Source organism: Streptomyces sp. NPDC032822 (assembly GCF_055578825.1).
The window spans coordinates 333,182-348,256 of record NZ_JBVIOL010000001.1 but is presented as its reverse complement, the minus strand read 5'-3'; the positions used below and the strand labels follow the sequence as shown (position 1 = coordinate 348,256).

The 15,075-nt window shown below is 70.7% G+C and carries 22 protein-coding genes and 1 tRNA gene; 21 read left to right on the top strand and 2 right to left on the bottom strand.

The window, feature by feature from the left end; genetic code table 11:
- Positions 1 to 44 precede the first annotated feature (44 nt).
- From orn to ACZ5VD_RS01860, 3 genes are all read left to right on the top strand, one after another.
- A complete protein-coding gene (gene orn, locus ACZ5VD_RS01870; RefSeq protein ID WP_468550549.1) occupies positions 45 to 647 on the top strand; it encodes an oligoribonuclease in 603 nt (200 codons plus the stop codon).
- A 109-nt stretch (positions 648 to 756) separates the two neighbouring features.
- A tRNA-His gene (locus ACZ5VD_RS01865) sits at positions 757 to 829 on the top strand.
- 110 nt (positions 830 to 939) lie between these two features.
- The gene (locus ACZ5VD_RS01860; protein WP_468680200.1) at positions 940 to 2,232 is read left to right on the top strand and encodes a tyrosine-type recombinase/integrase; all 1,293 of its coding nucleotides are present in this window, start codon (positions 940 to 942) and stop codon (positions 2,230 to 2,232) included.
- 1 nt (position 2,233) lies between these two features.
- On the opposite strand, the gene ACZ5VD_RS01855 is transcribed toward ACZ5VD_RS01860, so the two are convergent.
- Together ACZ5VD_RS01855 and ACZ5VD_RS01850 are read right to left on the bottom strand one after the other, a co-directional pair.
- Complete coding sequence (locus ACZ5VD_RS01855; RefSeq protein ID WP_468680198.1) at positions 2,234 to 2,506, bottom strand: hypothetical protein; 273 nt, start codon at positions 2,504 to 2,506, stop codon at positions 2,234 to 2,236.
- 480 nt (positions 2,507 to 2,986) lie between these two features.
- Positions 2,987 to 3,391, bottom strand: a complete 405-nt coding sequence (locus ACZ5VD_RS01850) for a hypothetical protein (protein WP_468680196.1) — start codon at positions 3,389 to 3,391, stop codon at positions 2,987 to 2,989.
- A 266-nt stretch (positions 3,392 to 3,657) separates the two neighbouring features.
- Between ACZ5VD_RS01850 and ACZ5VD_RS01845 the strand changes: the two genes are divergently transcribed.
- The 18 genes from ACZ5VD_RS01845 to ACZ5VD_RS01760 all read left to right on the top strand — a co-directional run bounded on the left by ACZ5VD_RS01845 (position 3,658) and on the right by ACZ5VD_RS01760 (position 14,986).
- Complete coding sequence (locus ACZ5VD_RS01845; protein ID WP_468680194.1) at positions 3,658 to 3,960, top strand: helix-turn-helix domain-containing protein; 303 nt, start codon at positions 3,658 to 3,660, stop codon at positions 3,958 to 3,960.
- The gene (locus tag ACZ5VD_RS01840) at positions 3,957 to 4,235 is read left to right on the top strand and encodes a helix-turn-helix domain-containing protein (RefSeq protein ID WP_468680192.1); all 279 of its coding nucleotides are present in this window, start codon (positions 3,957 to 3,959) and stop codon (positions 4,233 to 4,235) included. Before ACZ5VD_RS01845 ends, ACZ5VD_RS01840 begins: the two co-directional genes overlap by 4 nt.
- 80 nt (positions 4,236 to 4,315) lie before the next feature.
- On the top strand, positions 4,316 to 4,804 hold the full coding sequence (locus tag ACZ5VD_RS01835; protein WP_468680191.1) for a hypothetical protein: 489 nt from the start codon (positions 4,316 to 4,318) through the stop codon (positions 4,802 to 4,804).
- Positions 4,801 to 5,370: a hypothetical protein gene (locus tag ACZ5VD_RS01830; RefSeq protein ID WP_468680189.1), complete on the top strand. Its 570-nt coding sequence runs from the start codon at positions 4,801 to 4,803 to the stop codon at positions 5,368 to 5,370. Before ACZ5VD_RS01835 ends, ACZ5VD_RS01830 begins: the two co-directional genes overlap by 4 nt.
- Positions 5,367 to 5,651 (top strand): hypothetical protein, encoded by a 285-nt coding sequence (locus ACZ5VD_RS01825; protein ID WP_468680188.1) that lies wholly within the window; start codon positions 5,367 to 5,369, stop codon positions 5,649 to 5,651. The genes ACZ5VD_RS01830 and ACZ5VD_RS01825 overlap by 4 nt, the downstream gene beginning before the upstream one ends.
- Positions 5,651 to 6,259, top strand: a complete 609-nt coding sequence (locus ACZ5VD_RS01820; RefSeq protein ID WP_468680184.1) for a hypothetical protein — start codon at positions 5,651 to 5,653, stop codon at positions 6,257 to 6,259. Before ACZ5VD_RS01825 ends, ACZ5VD_RS01820 begins: the two co-directional genes overlap by 1 nt.
- Positions 6,259 to 6,711: a hypothetical protein gene (locus ACZ5VD_RS01815; RefSeq protein ID WP_468680182.1), complete on the top strand. Its 453-nt coding sequence runs from the start codon at positions 6,259 to 6,261 to the stop codon at positions 6,709 to 6,711. Before ACZ5VD_RS01820 ends, ACZ5VD_RS01815 begins: the two co-directional genes overlap by 1 nt.
- Positions 6,711 to 7,079 (top strand): DUF6303 family protein, encoded by a 369-nt coding sequence (locus ACZ5VD_RS01810; RefSeq protein WP_468680178.1) that lies wholly within the window; start codon positions 6,711 to 6,713, stop codon positions 7,077 to 7,079. Before ACZ5VD_RS01815 ends, ACZ5VD_RS01810 begins: the two co-directional genes overlap by 1 nt.
- A complete protein-coding gene (locus tag ACZ5VD_RS01805; RefSeq protein ID WP_468680176.1) occupies positions 7,079 to 7,615 on the top strand; it encodes a hypothetical protein in 537 nt (178 codons plus the stop codon). Before ACZ5VD_RS01810 ends, ACZ5VD_RS01805 begins: the two co-directional genes overlap by 1 nt.
- Complete coding sequence (locus ACZ5VD_RS01800) at positions 7,612 to 8,451, top strand: hypothetical protein (RefSeq protein WP_468680174.1); 840 nt, start codon at positions 7,612 to 7,614, stop codon at positions 8,449 to 8,451. Before ACZ5VD_RS01805 ends, ACZ5VD_RS01800 begins: the two co-directional genes overlap by 4 nt.
- A gap of 241 nt (positions 8,452 to 8,692) precedes the next feature.
- Positions 8,693 to 9,247, top strand: coding sequence for a hypothetical protein (locus ACZ5VD_RS01795; protein WP_468680172.1), 555 nt, complete (start codon positions 8,693 to 8,695; stop codon positions 9,245 to 9,247).
- Between the two features lie 78 nt (positions 9,248 to 9,325).
- The gene (locus tag ACZ5VD_RS01790; RefSeq protein WP_468680170.1) at positions 9,326 to 9,712 is read left to right on the top strand and encodes a hypothetical protein; all 387 of its coding nucleotides are present in this window, start codon (positions 9,326 to 9,328) and stop codon (positions 9,710 to 9,712) included.
- A 92-nt stretch (positions 9,713 to 9,804) separates the two neighbouring features.
- Positions 9,805 to 11,445 (top strand): hypothetical protein, encoded by a 1,641-nt coding sequence (locus ACZ5VD_RS01785; protein WP_468680168.1) that lies wholly within the window; start codon positions 9,805 to 9,807, stop codon positions 11,443 to 11,445.
- On the top strand, positions 11,435 to 11,752 hold the full coding sequence (locus tag ACZ5VD_RS01780) for a hypothetical protein (protein ID WP_468680166.1): 318 nt from the start codon (positions 11,435 to 11,437) through the stop codon (positions 11,750 to 11,752). Before ACZ5VD_RS01785 ends, ACZ5VD_RS01780 begins: the two co-directional genes overlap by 11 nt.
- A complete protein-coding gene (locus tag ACZ5VD_RS01775) occupies positions 11,749 to 12,729 on the top strand; it encodes a DNA-methyltransferase (protein ID WP_468680164.1) in 981 nt (326 codons plus the stop codon). Before ACZ5VD_RS01780 ends, ACZ5VD_RS01775 begins: the two co-directional genes overlap by 4 nt.
- Positions 12,726 to 14,054, top strand: a complete 1,329-nt coding sequence (locus tag ACZ5VD_RS01770; protein ID WP_468680162.1) for a WhiB family transcriptional regulator — start codon at positions 12,726 to 12,728, stop codon at positions 14,052 to 14,054. The genes ACZ5VD_RS01775 and ACZ5VD_RS01770 overlap by 4 nt, the downstream gene beginning before the upstream one ends.
- A 198-nt stretch (positions 14,055 to 14,252) precedes the next feature.
- On the top strand, positions 14,253 to 14,855 hold the full coding sequence (locus ACZ5VD_RS01765) for a hypothetical protein (protein WP_468680160.1): 603 nt from the start codon (positions 14,253 to 14,255) through the stop codon (positions 14,853 to 14,855).
- Complete coding sequence (locus ACZ5VD_RS01760) at positions 14,852 to 14,986, top strand: hypothetical protein (RefSeq protein WP_468680159.1); 135 nt, start codon at positions 14,852 to 14,854, stop codon at positions 14,984 to 14,986. The genes ACZ5VD_RS01765 and ACZ5VD_RS01760 overlap by 4 nt, the downstream gene beginning before the upstream one ends.
- Positions 14,987 to 15,075: the final 89 nt, after the last annotated feature.

Here is a 15,075-nt window from a genome sequence, read left to right as displayed (position 1 = left end):
ACGCCGGTCGTCCCGGACGCGGGCCTCAGCCTTAGGGTGGTCGCATGAACGATCGCATGGTGTGGATCGACTGCGAGATGACCGGCCTCTCGCTGTCCGACGACGCGCTCATCGAGGTGGCCGCCCTCGTCACCGACTCCGAGCTCAACATCCTCGGCGACGGTGTGGACATCGTCATCCGACCGCCCGACCAGGCGCTGGAGACGATGCCGGAGGTGGTGCGTCAGATGCACACCGCGTCCGGCCTCCTCACCGAACTGTCCGGCGGCACGACGCTCGCGGACGCCGAGGAACGGGTCCTCGCGTACGTACGCGAGCACGTGAAGGAACCCGGCAAGGCCCCGCTGTGCGGCAACTCGGTCGGCACCGACCGCGGTTTCCTGCTCCGGGACATGGCGACCCTGGAGGGCTACCTCCACTACCGGATCGTCGACGTGTCCAGCGTCAAGGAACTGGCCCGCCGCTGGTATCCGCGCGCCTACTTCAACAGCCCGGAGAAGAACGGCAACCACCGCGCCCTCGCCGACATCCGGGAGTCCATCGCGGAGCTGCGCTACTACCGCGAGGCCGTCTTCGTACCGCAGCCCGGACCGGACTCGGACACCGCGCGGACGATCGCCGCGAAGTACGTCCTGCCTGTGCAGTAAGCCCTTCCGCACCCCGTCGGGGAGCGCCCAGGAAAGGCGGGCGCGAGCACCCCTTCGGACCCTGTACACTTTTTCTCGGCCGGTCGGGGAAACTCGAACAGCCGACATGGTGGGTGTAGCTCAGCTGGTAGAGCACCTGGTTGTGGTCCAGGAAGTCGCGGGTTCAAGTCCCGTCACTCACCCTTAAAGATCAAGGTCTGACCTGCAAGTTTGGGTCAGGCCTTGATCTCTTTCTGCTTTTTGGGAACATCACGGGAACCGATCATGGGATTTGGTCCGTATCTTCACCCTCATGGCGAGCATCGTGGAGCGCCCGAAGAAGACCGGGCCGAGCACATATCAGGTGAAGTGGCGTCAGGACGGCGCATGGCAGACCGAGAACTTCGGGGGTGACGAAGGCGCCACGCAGGCCGACCAGTTCAAGAGCCTCGTCGAGGCGCACGGCAACAAGTGGCCCTTCGGCTGGATCCGGGGCAAGGGGTTTGTCGAGCCGGAGGAGAACCCCGACGACGTCCCGCTCCTCGTGTGGGCGCACCGCTACGTCGACCGCCTCACGGGCGTCACGGCGCGCACCAAGGCCGACTATCACCGGGACCTCGACAGGCACTTCGCGCCCGTCCTGCACACCGGCAGGGACGGCGTGGAGCGCAGCTACGGCGGCCTGGTGCACACCCGCCGGTCCGGGCACGTCTCGGCGGCCACCGTCTGCAACGTGACGACGGACGATCTGCAGGACTGGGTGCGCGCCAATGAGGAGGGCGTCCGGGTCCCGGACAAGCCCGAGTCCTGGCTGATCCGGAAGGCCAGCCCGAAGAGCATCCGGAACTGGCACGGCTTGCTTTTCTGCGTCATGCAAGCCGCTGTGGACGCCGCGGAGCAGCTACGGCCGGCGAACCCGTGCGCCAAGACACGGCTGCCGCGTACGGACGATGAGACCGAAGAAGAGATGTGCTTCCTTGAGCACGAGGAGTACGCGCTCATCAGCCGCGAGCTGCGGACGATCGACCCGGCCGCCGCGGATCTGGCCGACTTCTTGGTGGGTACGGGCTTGCGCTGGGGCGAGATCACTGCGCTGCAGCGGCGCGATGTGAACGAGCGCAAGAAGACGATCAGCATCCAACGCGCCTGGCGTCGGCAGGAGGACAACACGTTCCAGGTCGGTCCGCCGAAGACGAAGAAGGCGAGGCGCACCCTGGCCCTGACACCCGGGCAGGTGGAGCTGTTGCGGCACCACCTGCTCGGGCGCGCCCCCCAAGATTTCGTGTTCCGGGGTGCAAACGGGGCGGCGTGGCGGCACTCCAACTTCTACAACCGCAAGTGGCTGAGGGCCTTGGACGCGGCAGCCAAGAGAGGGCTGACGAAGCGGCCACGGATGCACGATCTACGGCACACGCACGTGTCGTGGCTGATCGGCGCGAACGTGCCGCTGCCCGCGATCCAGGTTCGGTTGGGACATGAGTCGATCACCACGACGGTCGATCGCTACGGGCATCTGGTGCGGTCCCTCGACGGCGAGATCGTCGCCGCCGTCGAGGCCGCCATGGCGCCGCCTGAGCCGCGCTCGCACCTGCAGCGGGTGGTGTGACTCAGATGTCGTCGGCTTGTGGTGGCAGCCAGTTCTGCTGCCACAGGCCGGACCGAACTATGTGGTTCAGGCCATCCACCATCTCGGCGCGCGCCTGTGGCGAGATATGGCCTTGGACTACGAGCCAGACGAATCGTCCTTGACGCTCCACTGGCATGACGGCCCTGCCTCCGGGGAGCGCCTCGACGAACTCCATGTCGACCTCGAAGGACACGGGTTGGCCGTCGTCGTCTGGGGTGTCGTCGCCCCCCGCCGGTGCGTTTCCCTCTGCCATCTATGGACCCCCTTGCGTGGCCATGCCCCGCGCGCTCGCCAGCTTATTCGAACGCGCGAGCGAACCAATCCAGTTACGCCCCCCAGGCGGACCACCGACGATGCCATACCGCGTACCCCGTGACCAGAGTGACGCTGTGGGTAGCTGAGATTGCCTCCGCCTCACGCCATGGCTGGTCACAGCCTTGCCGCACCCGGACTGGTGGTAACCCGGAGCGTCACCCCACCCGGCTGAGCGAGAGAAAACAGCACACTTGGTCTGTTTTAAGTTCACGCTGCGTAGCAGATCTGGCCACAACTGGAGGATCGACTACCGCTACGAGGGCACGTCACCCCGCTCGCGCATACATGCTGGAAGGGCGGCATATGACAGACGCCACGGCTACCGGCTTGTCGACTTTGAGGCCTCGATAGCGCACAGAAGCGCCACCCCGGAAATCCACCTTCACACTCGGAGTGGCGCAGTACGGTCTGTTTTCCGTCAGCCCTGATCGGGGGCGCGCCGGCTCTGAATGATGGCGTGCACCCACTCTTGGTCCTCGGGACTGAGGTCGCGGAAGTCATTGACGAGCGCACGGACCTTGGCATCCTTGGTCCAGACCGTGTCGATGCCGAAAAACTGAGCGCCGGCGGCCTCCTGCACCCGGCCGAGCGACAACTGGAACCCGGCGGCGAGCGCCCTCAACTGCTCAATGCTGGGCCCCTTGGTGCCGGCACCCTTCATCAGGTTTTCGAGGGTGCCGCGCTTCCACAGAGAGCCACGCTCCGGGTGATCAGGATCGACACACTCCGCCTCAAGGATCCGGATGCTCTTGCCTAGCTCCTCCTTGCGGCTGCGCAGGAGGTCGGACAGGTCAGTCCGCCTCGGCGTGCCTTCGCCCGTCATCGTCCTCTTCTCCCAGTCACCGCAGCTCCGCCTGGTGCCCATGTGACCAGTGATACGTATGCGGCGTTCGTCCAGTTCAGCGCGTCATTAGGTGCGCCTGCGTTAGCCACAGTGTCCAGCTTTTTGGGCGCTCTCCGCCAGTCCACCTCGGGACCTTGACCAAAACTGGTGAAGCGCGCTGCCCAAAAATCTGGACACCGTGCCCAAATCCCTGCATGCTTAGGCCGTGCCCAAATTTTTGGACAACGTGCCCAAGAGGTGTGCCTGTGATTCGTGAACCCCGATATCGGCTGGTGAAGCCCACTCTCCTGCGCGAACTGATGGAGCGCACAGGGACCGGATCCAGCGTCAGCGGCCGTGAACTGGCCGCGCAGGTCGGCATCCCTCACGGCACGGTGGACGCTCTGCTCAACGGCGCAACCAAGACTCAGCCCAGCCACATTGCGCACTCCATCGCGAGCGCCATCGGGGTGGATGTGCTGATCCTCTGGGCGCCGACTGGACGGGCCGTCCCGACTGAGGACAGCCAGCAGAGCGACGGCCTCCGTACGGCGGCGATGTCGGCATGAAGGACCGCCACACCTACCCCGAGGCCGCGGAGATCCTTCGCGTCGAGGAGTCGTGGCTGCGCCGGCACATCAAGCGACTGCCGCACTCCAAGAAGGGCCGCGTCGTCACGTTCTCGGACATGGACCTCGAACGCATCGACGCCCTTCACCACCACGAGCCGACGGCCGGCCCTCTGGCCACCGCGGCGACGCCCCAGCCCGGGGCCAGCAGGCACCCGCTGAGTCACCTGCGCCCGCTGCCCGCCCGCGGGGCCGCGCTCACGAACGCCCGCTGAAACGGCGCGGGGCCGACCCGGACGCGACCCGGACCAGCCCCGCAAAGCAGATCACCTCACCACTCTGAAATGAGGTTCACGTGGACCAGGCTACCCAGCCCACCACTTCTGCCGCACCCACCGATGCCCTCCAGAACAGCGAGCGCCTCGCCTACAAGCGGGCCGCCGCGGTCGCGGACCGCATCGTCGGCCAGCTCACCACCCTCCCGCGCAGCACCGCGGTCGTCGGTGACCTGACCGGCTTCCGGATCCGGCTGAACTTCGGCACCGACGAACCGGTCGGCGTCGTCGAGTTCGCCCGGATCACGGACGTCGCCTCCAAGCGCTCGGCCGATTCCAACGCCGTCTGGTTCGAGGCCCGCGCCATCGTCGACGGCATCCCGGTCTGCGCCGAGGTCCTCCTGTCGAAGGCGGCCGCCGCAGCTCTCGACGAGTCGGCCACCCTGCCCGGCCACACGGACACCACCCCGAGCGCGCCGGCCGCACACCCTGTACCGCTCGGAGCCAGCGTCCTCGCCCACATCGCCGCCGTCACCCCCATCACTGCGGCCGCGGAGTCCGCGCAGTGAGCCAGGCCCTGCAGCACCAGCTGCACACGCGCCTCGACACGGCCGTCACCATCCTCGACCTGCCGCTGACCGCCGCGGACATCGAGCGCCTGGCCGTCGAGCTCACCCCGGCGATCAAGGCGCTGCTCGCCGAGCAGGCCGACCAGATCGGCGCCAGCGTGCCCGTCGCGTATGCCGTCGCGGACCCCTCCGTCACCGCGGACATGGACGTCTCGGAGTACGCCGGCTGCACCTCGCGTATCCGCACCGACGTGGACCTCGACTCGGCGGCCGCACAGCTGGCACACCATCTGCGGTCGACGCAGCCGGACGTGACGGCGACCGAGGTCCCCGACACCTCGACCCTCGGTATCACCGTCGACCCGCAATCGATCGACGCCTGGCGCTGGTGGATCCACTACTTCGCCATCGACCCGGCCACGGTCCAGACCGACGGCGGAAGTGCCACGGCCACCGGCCACCGCCGCGGCGTCACTGTGCACCTGCGCGGCGACGGCGTGCCCGGCCTGCTCACCGACCGTGCGGCGGCCCGGCTCGCGGGTGTGATCGCACCGGGCACGCAGTGAGCGGGCCCGCGACCACCGCCGAGTGGCTGGCCGCGGGCGGCATCGGCACCGGCAGCGGCGCCGTACTCCTCGGCCTGGTCAAGGCCGCCCTGGACTACGACGCCCTGCCGGACTACTGGGCCACCCGAAAGCCGCCTGCACCGCCCGTTCCGGCCTTGCCTCACTACGCGCCGCCCCAGCGCCCGCGTGCTCGGCACGCGACGCCGGCCGCCCCGGACGAGACCCAGCCCGTCACCTGCGTGCAGCCCTACCGCGCACGCCATGCGAAGGAAGCCGCTTAATGCAGCTCATCGAGGAGCTCTACCTGGGATGGGACCCGCTGTCTCACCCCGTCGACTGCCCGGCCCCGTCCTGGGACACGGTGGAGATCCGCCGTACCGAGGGCGCCCGCCCCCAGCCCACCGGCGCCGAGCCCTGCACCTGCCCCAACGACGTGTGCTCCCACACCGGCACGTTCGGCCGGGTGCAGATCCGGCTGTTGTGCCGGGACTGCCGCACCGTCCGCACGATCAGCGGCGAGGGGCTCACCGAGGCCCACTCGACCACCGAGCTGACCGGCTGGGGACAGACCCCCACCCGGCACGGCGACCTGTGGCTGTGGCCCGGCCAGCCCGTCACGCCGGGTGGCCGGCCGCACCAGTACCTCGTCACCCGCCAGCCCGCCGCCCTCACCGCCGAGACCCTGTACGGGATCATCACCGGCTACCGCGACGCCGACCACGTCCACCGCTGGATCGCCGCCGCCGTCCCCGACGAGGCCGGCGCCCACCAGGTCTCCACCACCCGGTGGCGGTACTCCTCCCGCGGCCTGGCCGCCCTCGAGGACGCCACCGCCTGGATCGCCACCGCCGACCTCCCGTCCGTGCACACGCTGGTGGTGGCCGTCTGATGAGTGGTGACCCGACCACCAAGACAACGATCACCATCGAGGCCGACCTCGGCGCCCTGACCCGCGTCGCGGACGACTACCTGGTGGCGCTGTGGCACGCAGCCCAGTTCAACCCCGCCCCGTTCGGCGACGAACTGGCCGGCACGCTGGTCAAGAAGATCGGATGGGAGATCATCCGGCGTTGGCTGGCCACAACCCCGCCGTCGATGTACCACCACCAGCCGGATCACTACCACTGGCGCCACCTCACCCGCTTCGCCGTACACCGCGATGGGGACTGGCGTCTGGACCCTGACAAGGTCGCCAAACAGCAAGCCGCACAGGCTCTAACGGACGAGTACTTCTTCTGCGGCGCCGACCTCGGCCGCGACGAACCGCCGCACACCTGCGAACGGCGTGTGGCCCACGACGGCCAGTGCTCCCCGGAACGCGACAAGGCCGGTGCTTCCTGATGGCCGAGAAAGCGCCCTTCGTGGAGCGCGCCCAACTGCGCCGTCGGTGCTGCGACTCCAGCCCCCGCAAGCTGGTCGGCTCCACCAGCCGCGCCCACTGGGAGCTGTACCTCGTCGTCTACAACACGACGGACGAGTGGCCTGCTCACAAGTGGCCGGCCTCCCGCCGACACCAGACCCCCACGCCTGACCAGCGCACTGCCGCTCTCGCCGAGCTCGGCTACGCCCCGGCGCCCGGCGCCGAGTGGAATTGGCAGGAGACCGAGACGCCCGGCTACCACGGCCACCCGTCCACCATCGGCTTCCTCGGCACGATCAACGTCGTCCCGCTCGGGCAGGCTCAGGCCGCCGAGGGCGGTGACAATTGATGCCCTCCCGCACGGAGACCATCGCCGCGGTGCTTCGGCATCCGCAGCCCGTACGTGAGCCGCTCGCGTACGAGTTGCGCGGCTCGGTCGTGCAGCTGCTCGGGCCCGGCACCACGGCCCCGACCTGGCAGGCGCCCCCGGGGCTGCTCGCCGCCGCGATCGACACCGCCCTGACCCGGGCGGAGCGCGAGGAGAAGGACATCCCTCCGGGGACGACGTCCACTGCTCGCGCTGAACTCCTCGCCGTCCTGCGGTCCGCGGGCTACAACCTGCCCGCCGCCGCTGAGCTCCTCGCCCGGGTCTATCGCGAGCCTCATGCCGACCTGCCCGACCGGCAGGTGGCCGAGACCCTCGCCGGTGGCCATGCCCTGGTCATCGAGTTCGGCGGCCAGCAGTTCCTCGGCACCTGCCAGTGCGGCCGCCGCCTGGGACGCATCACCTCCGCGGAGTCCGCCGACGCACTCGCCGGGCTCTGGGAGCGCCACACCTGCACCGAACTCCTCCCCACGTCCGCTGCCTCGATCGGAGCGCCATGACCGACACCACCCCGAGCCCGGTCCCTACGGCTCCTACAGCGGCGGAGATCGAGGCCGCGACCCGCATCCTCATGCGGGCCTGGGCCCCCGGCCACCTCCTGCCCGGCGACCAGCCGAAGGAGGTAGTGGCCGGCAGCGCCGACGACTACGACGACGAGGACCCGGACGAGTACTGCGGCTGCGCTGGCACCGACGAGGACGGCGAGTCCCTCGGCTGCAACTGCGGCGGCGGCTGCGTCTGCGACGAGTGCAGCTACTACGCATACGCCCGGTACAAGCGGTGCTGGATGAAGGGCTGCAGCAAGGCGCCCGCCTTCCGGACCGTGCGCTTCGGCCTGGTCGACCAGCATGTATCCGAGCCCACCGCGCGCGGCGCCGTCTGCCCCCACACCGAGGGCGAGAAGCACCTGTGCACGCCCGACACCGTCTACATCGCGGCCGGCCCGCAGCTGCAGACTTTCGAGTACCAGCCTGCCTGCAGCATCGTCCACGCCGTCCAGCTGCGCGACGCTCTCCAGCAGCGCAACACCGGCGGCAACCACCAGTTCGCCATTGAGGCGTGGACCTACGCTCCGCACGACCGCGAGCTCCCCGCCCCACTGCCCGGACTCCGCGAGCACACCCGCAGCGCCCACAGCAGCACCGACTTCGCCATCACCCGGTACACCCAGACCGGCGACGTCGGCTACTGGCTGGGCGCGGCCCGCCGCGACATCGCCCGCGCCGCCTGGCACGCCGGCCGCGAACTCGAACGCCCCCACGAGGACGACGACTTCGACGACGAGCCGACCGGCCCCGTGCAGGAAGAGCCCGACTGGCCGGACACCCCCGAGTGAGCACCGACGACCGGTGGGGCCCGGGCCGAGCAGGACTGTGCGGGCACACGGCCGGCCCGCACGCGCCCGGTACCCGCCTCTATCCCTGCGGCTGGCGGTGTGCCCTGCATACCCCGGCTGCCCTCGCCGGGAAGCCCGAGGCCCCGCCCGGCCCGGGCTGGCCCCTCCACCGCCAGCCCCCACACGGCACCGACCCCGAGGCCGCCGCCCCCACCGGCACCGAGCACGAACAGGAACCGTCATGACACCAACTCCTGCTGACCTCGCCCGACGGACCGCGCCCAGGCCCACCCCGCGCCCGGCCTCCGACATCCCAGCGTCGAGGCCGCCCGCGCCCCGCGCCCAGGGCGCCCGGGTGCAGCCTGCTGCGGCCACCCAGCCGGTGGAACGCGAGCCGTACATCCCGAAGAAGCTGAGCGCCGCCGACTCGATCAGGCCTGGCGTCCTCGGCCGCAAGGAGCGACTTCGTCCGCTCTACCAGCAGGGACTGCGGATCAGCCGCATGCACCCCGAGGCCCGCCTCATCGCGCTCACGCTCCTCGGGTACGCCAACTTCAACACCGGGATGATCCACACCCGGTGGGCGCCCACCACCGAGGAGCTCGCCTACGCGACCGGCCTGACCACCAGCCAGGTCTTGGTCCAGATCGAGGTCCTCACCCAGCGCGGCTGGTTCTACACCCGGTCTATCGCCGAAGGGCCCCGCGCCGGCCAGCTCACCATGCAGCTCGCCGTACCCGCCTGGGTCCTCGAGCAACTGCGCGCCCGGGCTCACGAGCCCCAGCCCGCCAGCTGACACCCCCTTCGACGGCTGGGCGGGCGCTGACCACACGCGCCCGCCCGGCTCCCACCTCGACCAGCAGACAGGCATCCCATGGACATCAGGATCACCGAGCCCAGCCGCCTCTTCCTCGCTACCGACGGCGGCGCCGGCCTCAACTTCGATCACCCCTGTACCCACGGCGCTCCGGCCGTCTCGCTCCACCTCTTCAGCAAGCGGGGCGGCACCACCGAGGACATCGGCATCGTTCTCCCTTCCTGCGTCGCGCCCGGCCTGTTCGGCGCGGTCCTGGCCTACATCGAGGCATGCCGCGGCAGCGACGCGGGCGAGGAGTTCCTGAAGGACATGCTCGCCAGCAAGGAACGGGCAGCCCGGCTCCTCGCTGACCGCCGGGCCACGTACGAGGCCGCTCAACAGGACTGCTGTCAGGCCGGCTTCTTCACCCAGGGCCGTGAGCACACCTGCCGCCGCCCGCGATGACTCGCCTCCTGGCCCTCCTCGGCATGGCCCTGACCGTGATCGCCCTCGTCTGCGCCTGCACCACCCGCTGACCCACCCTTGAAGGAACGCGCATGTCCGCCGTCGCGCTCGCAGCCCAGGCTGCACCGCACCCCCAGCCGCCCCACGCGGCTGCCGCGGTGCACCCGCGCGACGGCGGACACACCGTCAAGGTCCCCCTGCGCCTGGTCGTAGGTGCTCAGTATCCCGATGCGGCCCTGAGCACCTACGTCAAGATCGCAGCGTTGTCCCTCCGCCCGGAGGGCTGCACCGCCCGCGTCTCCACCCTCGCCACCTACCTCGGCATGTCCAAGAGCGCGGTGGAGCGGGGCCTTCGCCCGCTCGCCCACCCGGACACCGTCGACGGCCTGGTCGAAGTCCCCACCGTCCGGCGTACCAAGCGTGGCGGGACAGGCACGTCCGCGCACCGCGTCACCCGCCCGCTCGCCAAGGGCGAGCTGTGGGTGCGCATCCCCGTCCGCGCCGCCGAGGCCCTCACTCCGCGGCTGCTGCGTCTGTACGCGCTCCTCGCCTACGCCACCGCCCGCCGAATCCCGGTCACGGTCACCGAGGCGGGCGAGATGCTCCGCCACCACACCGGGAAGAAGGCCGGCGAATCCCTCGGGGAACGGCAGGCCCGCCGCCTGGTCGACGAGCTCGCCACCACGGGCTGGCTGACCGTGCGCCGCCGCGAGGGAGAGCAGGGCCGCCACGCCTACGAGACCCACCGTCGCCCGCTGTACGCCGTCCCGGCATCGAGCGCGTCCGCGGAGGCCGAGGCCCTCGAGGACCAGGCCGCCGAGCAGGACGCCGGTACACCGGTCATTCATGACGGATCGGGTGCGGGCGATCATGACGGATCCCTCGCGTCTAGGGAAGACCACCTGACTGACCGACGTGTTGAGACGCCCGCTGTGGGGGGTTCCCGCCGTAGGCGAGGTGACCGTGAGTGGGTCACGGCTCCTGTGGACAACGCGGTGCCGGACACCTTCCGCTCGGCCACCTCTCGCGCTCCGCGCGGCAACCGCCCTTCCGCCGCCCCGGCCAACAGCCAGCGCAACGACAGCCCCGGCGGCTACACCGGGCCTGAACTGCGCTGGACCGAGCGCATCCACACCGCCCTCGCTCCGGTCCGCCACGAACTCGACGGCATCCGCCGCTTCGTCCTGCGCCGTATCGCCCGCGAGATCGGCCGCCAGCTCGACACCGGCACCAGCCCCGAGCGGATGGCCGCCCGTATCAAGGCCCGCTACCTCGCCGTGCTGCGCGCCGACATCCGCGACATCGGCGCCTGGCTCCTGTCCGTCGGCATCGTGCACAAGGGCTGCGGCGTGCCGTCGTGCGAGGACGGCTACGTGTGGCCGACCGGCCAGCCGTGCGAGATCTGCGCCCACCACCGGCAGGTGAAGCGCGCCCAGTGGGCCCAGGCCCGCGACCTCGAGCGCCGGCTGCAGCAGCTGCGCGCCGAGCGCCAGGAGCAGCTGGCTCTTCCCGGCCTGCCCGGCGAGGTGCGGCCGGCCGGCACTGCGGTGCTGCCGCCGAAGGCCACATACCGCCAGCGCGAGCGCGCGTCCGACGACGAGATCCGGGCGGCGATCGCCTCCCGCGGGTCCGCTGTCGCCCTCCACATCTACGGCCACCTCAGGACTCTGCCGCTCCTGCCCGGCCGCATCCCACCCGAGACCGGTACCGCCCGGAGGACCCATGCCCAGTGACCACGACGCCGTCCTGTGCGACGGCTGCTCCGAGCGGATCCGGTGGGCGATCACCGCGCACGGCCGACGTCAGGCCGTCAACGCCGACCCCGACCCCGAGGGCAACCTCGGCGCGTACAAGGACGGGACCGGGACCCTCAAGGTCCGCGTCCTGTCCGGTGACCGCACCCGCCTCGAGGGCGCCGAGTGGCAGGCGATGCCGCACGCCGCGACCTGCACCAGTCCGCGGTCCCGGCCCCGACCGCGGGCCGCCTCGAAGAGCCGCCGCCCCGTCGTACGGGCCGCCGCCTGGCGGTGGACCCGATGACCGCCGAGTACTACCGCGACGATCAGGTGACGCTCCTCCTCGGCGACGCCCTGGAACAGCTCCGCACCCTGCCGGACTGCTCCGTCGACTGCATCGTCACCTCGCCCCCGTACTACGGACTCCGCGACTACGGCACCGAAGGGCAGTACGGCCTCGATGCCTCACCCGCGGCCTACGTCGAGACGATGCGCGTCTTGTTCGCTGAGGCACGCCGCGTACTCGCCGACGACGGGACGCTGTGGCTCAACCTCGGCGACAGCTACGCCTATCCGCCCGGCTCCACCCACAAGCAGGGCCAGACCGGGCAGCGAAAAGACTGCACCTTCACCGCCGAGACGATCCGCGGCACCACGGCGCTGCCCACGAAGAACCTCATCGGTGCGCCGTGGCGTACAGCGTTCGCGCTGCAAGACGACGGATGGATCCTCCGCAACGAGGTCATCTGGTACAAGCACAACGCCATGCCCGAGTCCGTCACGGACCGGCTGTCGTCACGGCACGAGCACCTGTTCCTGCTGTCGAAGGCCCCGAGGTACTGGTTCGATCTCGACGCCATCCGTGAGCCGCACACCATGCGTCCACAGCGCAGGCCTCGAGGTCACAAAGAGCGGCAGCGCCTCGGCATCCTCCCGGCGCAGACCCACTCCACCTCGCAGCGCGAGGAACCCGGAGTCGACGGCCACCCCCTCGGCCGCAACCCCGGCGACGTCTGGGACATCACCACCAAGCCTTACCCGGCCGCCCACTTTGCCGTTTTCCCCATCGAGCTGCCGCTCCGCTGCATCAAGGCGGGTTGCAAGCCCGGCGGGACCGTCCTCGACCCGTTCTCCGGCTCCGGCACCACAGGCGCCGCTGCCCGCCAGCTCGGCCGGAAGTACATCGGCATCGACCTCAACCCTGCCTACCACGACCTCGCCCGCGAGCGTTTTTCACAGGGCGTCCTCGACTTCGTCGTGCCCGCCGAGGAGGCGCGATGACACACCAGGACCTGGCGGTCGCGGGCGAGTGGCACGGGTCCGCGGCCTGCGGCGGTAGCGACAGCGCGGTGTTCTTCCGCGCCTCGGACGCCAAGGCCAAGGAGATCTGCGCGGGCTGCCCGGTCCGGCCCGAGTGCCTGTACGACGCCCTCGATGCGGACTCACCCATCGGGATCTGGGGCGGTCTCACCCGCAAGGAACGCCGCGCGCTCCCGTCCCTGCCCCCTGAAAGGACCCAGGCGATCGCCGTGCTGCGCGACCTCCTCACGGACGGCTCCGACACCACCGAGCCTGTGGCCGAAGCGACTCCACCCGTGAGCATCCCCGTCACCCCCGCCAAGCCGGGCGGCCGGTACTCGCCCGAAGTGCGCGCCGCGTTCGAGCAGCGCACGCGGGAGCTGCTGCGGGCCGGGGCGTCGAACAGCCAGATCACGGCCGAGGTCGGCATCACCGCGCCGACCATCGCCCGGATCCGCCGGCAGGCGGGCATCCCGCCATCCGGGCTGACCGGCGGACACCCCGCCCGTACGAAGGCCGAGGGCCTGGCCGAGTCCATCGAGCCGTACGGCGACGGGCATTCCCGGTGGACCGGCCCGATGGCCGGCCGTATGCCCCAACTCTGCGCCGAGGCCCGCACCTTCAACGCCCGGCAGGTGGTGTTCGAGCAGCATCACGGCCGCCCGCCCGTCGGCCCCGTGCGCAGCAACTGCGGCGAGACCACATGCATGACCGGTGCCCACCTCACCGACACCCAGCTGCGCAACGCCGCCCCGCCGGAGGAGCCCGTGACGGTCAAGGCCCTACGGAACCTGCTCGACGAGATCGACCAGCAGGGCGGGCCGCAGGCCGCCCGCGACAACCGCCTGCACCTCGACGACACCCCGCCCACCGAAAGGACCAGCGACCCCATGCCCGACACCCCGGCCGCCGCCACACCCACCGTGCCGATCGCCCTCACGAGCCTGACCGAGGGCAAGCTCCTCGCCTGGGGCGACGCGCACCTGGACCCGGACGTCCAGGACCAGGCCACACGTGCCCGAGCCATCCTCGGCGGCCTGCGCCAGCGGCACGCCGCCGACCAGGAGCTGGCCGCCATCACCACCGAGGCCGAGCAGCTGCAGCAGCGGCTCGCCGAACTCCGGTCCCGCCAGGCCGAACTGACCCCGGCCAAGCAGAAGACGCAGCGTCGGCCCGTCGGCTACCCGGCGGCCGAGGTCCGCGCCTGGGCGAAGGCCAACGACCTCGAGTGCCCGGCGACCGGCCGCGTACCGAAGAAGGTCGTCGACGCCTGGAGTGCCGCTACCGGGAAGGCCGTCGCGCCGTGAGCGAGTGCGCGCTGTGCCGCAAGCCCGTCCGGTCCGCCGCCGCCCGGGCGCGGCGGATCGGGTCCGGCTGCTGGCGCAAGCTCCGGCCCGATCAGCGCGCCGCCATCCGCCGCGACCCCGCCAGCGTCCGTGCGGCCCTTGCTCGGCCCTCCCCCGTCACGGACGGCCAGCTCCCCCTTGATGACCAGGAGTCAGCACGTGAGCAATGAACACAGCAAGCCGGCAGCGACCGACGGACGGGATGCTCTGGCCGGCGTCCTGATCCGTCCCGGCACCAACGAGAAGGAGATCGCCCTTGAGGCGTGGGCCGACGGCATCGACAGGGCCTGGGCCGCGCGCGTCCTGCGGCACGTCGCGGACACCTGGGCGCGCCGTCCCGGGCTGGCCGGTGTCCTGGATGAGGTCGCCGCCGAGCGGGCACGGCAGGACGCGCAGTGGGGGGAGCAGAACCACCCCGACGGCACCGGCAGGGACGGCGACCTCGAGCTGGCCAACCACTTCCGCGACGTCTGCAAGGCCGCGGCCGCGCGCGGCGAGGTTACCTGGTCCCACATCTCCCGCGAGGAGGACTACGAGGCGTACGCCGAGACCGACCCGGCCGCCCTCCGCGCCGAGCTGATCCAGGCCATCGCGGTCAAGGTCGCCTGGGTCCAGGCCATCGACCGGAGGACGGGCGGCGGGCTGCAGGACCTCCTGGCGGTCGTCGCCGAGCAGCTGCCCGCCGACGACCCCGATCGTGCGGCCGAGGGACTGTCCCACATGCGCCGTCCCAGCGAGGGCGTACCAGGGGAGCCGTCGTGATCGTCGCCGTGCATGTAGTGACCACGATCGCTGTCACCTTCCTGGCGACCGTCCGCTGGGTCCGCTTCGGTGACGAGCCGGGCGCGCAGCGACAGCCCGGGCCTCAGATCCCGTCCGGAGGCCGACGGTGAACGCCGCCAACGTCCTCGGCGCGGCCTGCCCTCTCTCCTTCGTGATTGCCGCCCTCGTCCTGGTCGTCCTCATCCGCCGTGATCGGAGC

Excerpts from the sequence above, each read along its gene's own strand:
- orn (WP_468550549.1), top strand. The coding sequence starts at position 45 with ATGAACGATCGCATGGTGTGGATCGACTGCGAGATGACCGGCCTCTCG.
- ACZ5VD_RS01860 (WP_468680200.1), top strand. The coding sequence starts at position 940 with ATGGCGAGCATCGTGGAGCGCCCGAAGAAGACCGGGCCGAGCACATAT.
- ACZ5VD_RS01855 (WP_468680198.1), bottom strand. The coding sequence starts at position 2,506 with ATGGCAGAGGGAAACGCACCGGCGGGGGGCGACGACACCCCAGACGAC.
- ACZ5VD_RS01850 (WP_468680196.1), bottom strand. The coding sequence starts at position 3,391 with ATGACGGGCGAAGGCACGCCGAGGCGGACTGACCTGTCCGACCTCCTG.
- ACZ5VD_RS01840 (WP_468680192.1), top strand. The coding sequence starts at position 3,957 with ATGAAGGACCGCCACACCTACCCCGAGGCCGCGGAGATCCTTCGCGTC.
- ACZ5VD_RS01820 (WP_468680184.1), top strand. The coding sequence starts at position 5,651 with ATGCAGCTCATCGAGGAGCTCTACCTGGGATGGGACCCGCTGTCTCAC.
- ACZ5VD_RS01815 (WP_468680182.1), top strand. The coding sequence starts at position 6,259 with ATGAGTGGTGACCCGACCACCAAGACAACGATCACCATCGAGGCCGAC.
- ACZ5VD_RS01810 (WP_468680178.1), top strand. The coding sequence starts at position 6,711 with ATGGCCGAGAAAGCGCCCTTCGTGGAGCGCGCCCAACTGCGCCGTCGG.
- ACZ5VD_RS01805 (WP_468680176.1), top strand. The coding sequence starts at position 7,079 with ATGCCCTCCCGCACGGAGACCATCGCCGCGGTGCTTCGGCATCCGCAG.
- ACZ5VD_RS01800 (WP_468680174.1), top strand. The coding sequence starts at position 7,612 with ATGACCGACACCACCCCGAGCCCGGTCCCTACGGCTCCTACAGCGGCG.
- ACZ5VD_RS01795 (WP_468680172.1), top strand. The coding sequence starts at position 8,693 with ATGACACCAACTCCTGCTGACCTCGCCCGACGGACCGCGCCCAGGCCC.
- ACZ5VD_RS01790 (WP_468680170.1), top strand. The coding sequence starts at position 9,326 with ATGGACATCAGGATCACCGAGCCCAGCCGCCTCTTCCTCGCTACCGAC.
- ACZ5VD_RS01785 (WP_468680168.1), top strand. The coding sequence starts at position 9,805 with ATGTCCGCCGTCGCGCTCGCAGCCCAGGCTGCACCGCACCCCCAGCCG.
- ACZ5VD_RS01780 (WP_468680166.1), top strand. The coding sequence starts at position 11,435 with ATGCCCAGTGACCACGACGCCGTCCTGTGCGACGGCTGCTCCGAGCGG.
- ACZ5VD_RS01775 (WP_468680164.1), top strand. The coding sequence starts at position 11,749 with ATGACCGCCGAGTACTACCGCGACGATCAGGTGACGCTCCTCCTCGGC.
- ACZ5VD_RS01770 (WP_468680162.1), top strand. The coding sequence starts at position 12,726 with ATGACACACCAGGACCTGGCGGTCGCGGGCGAGTGGCACGGGTCCGCG.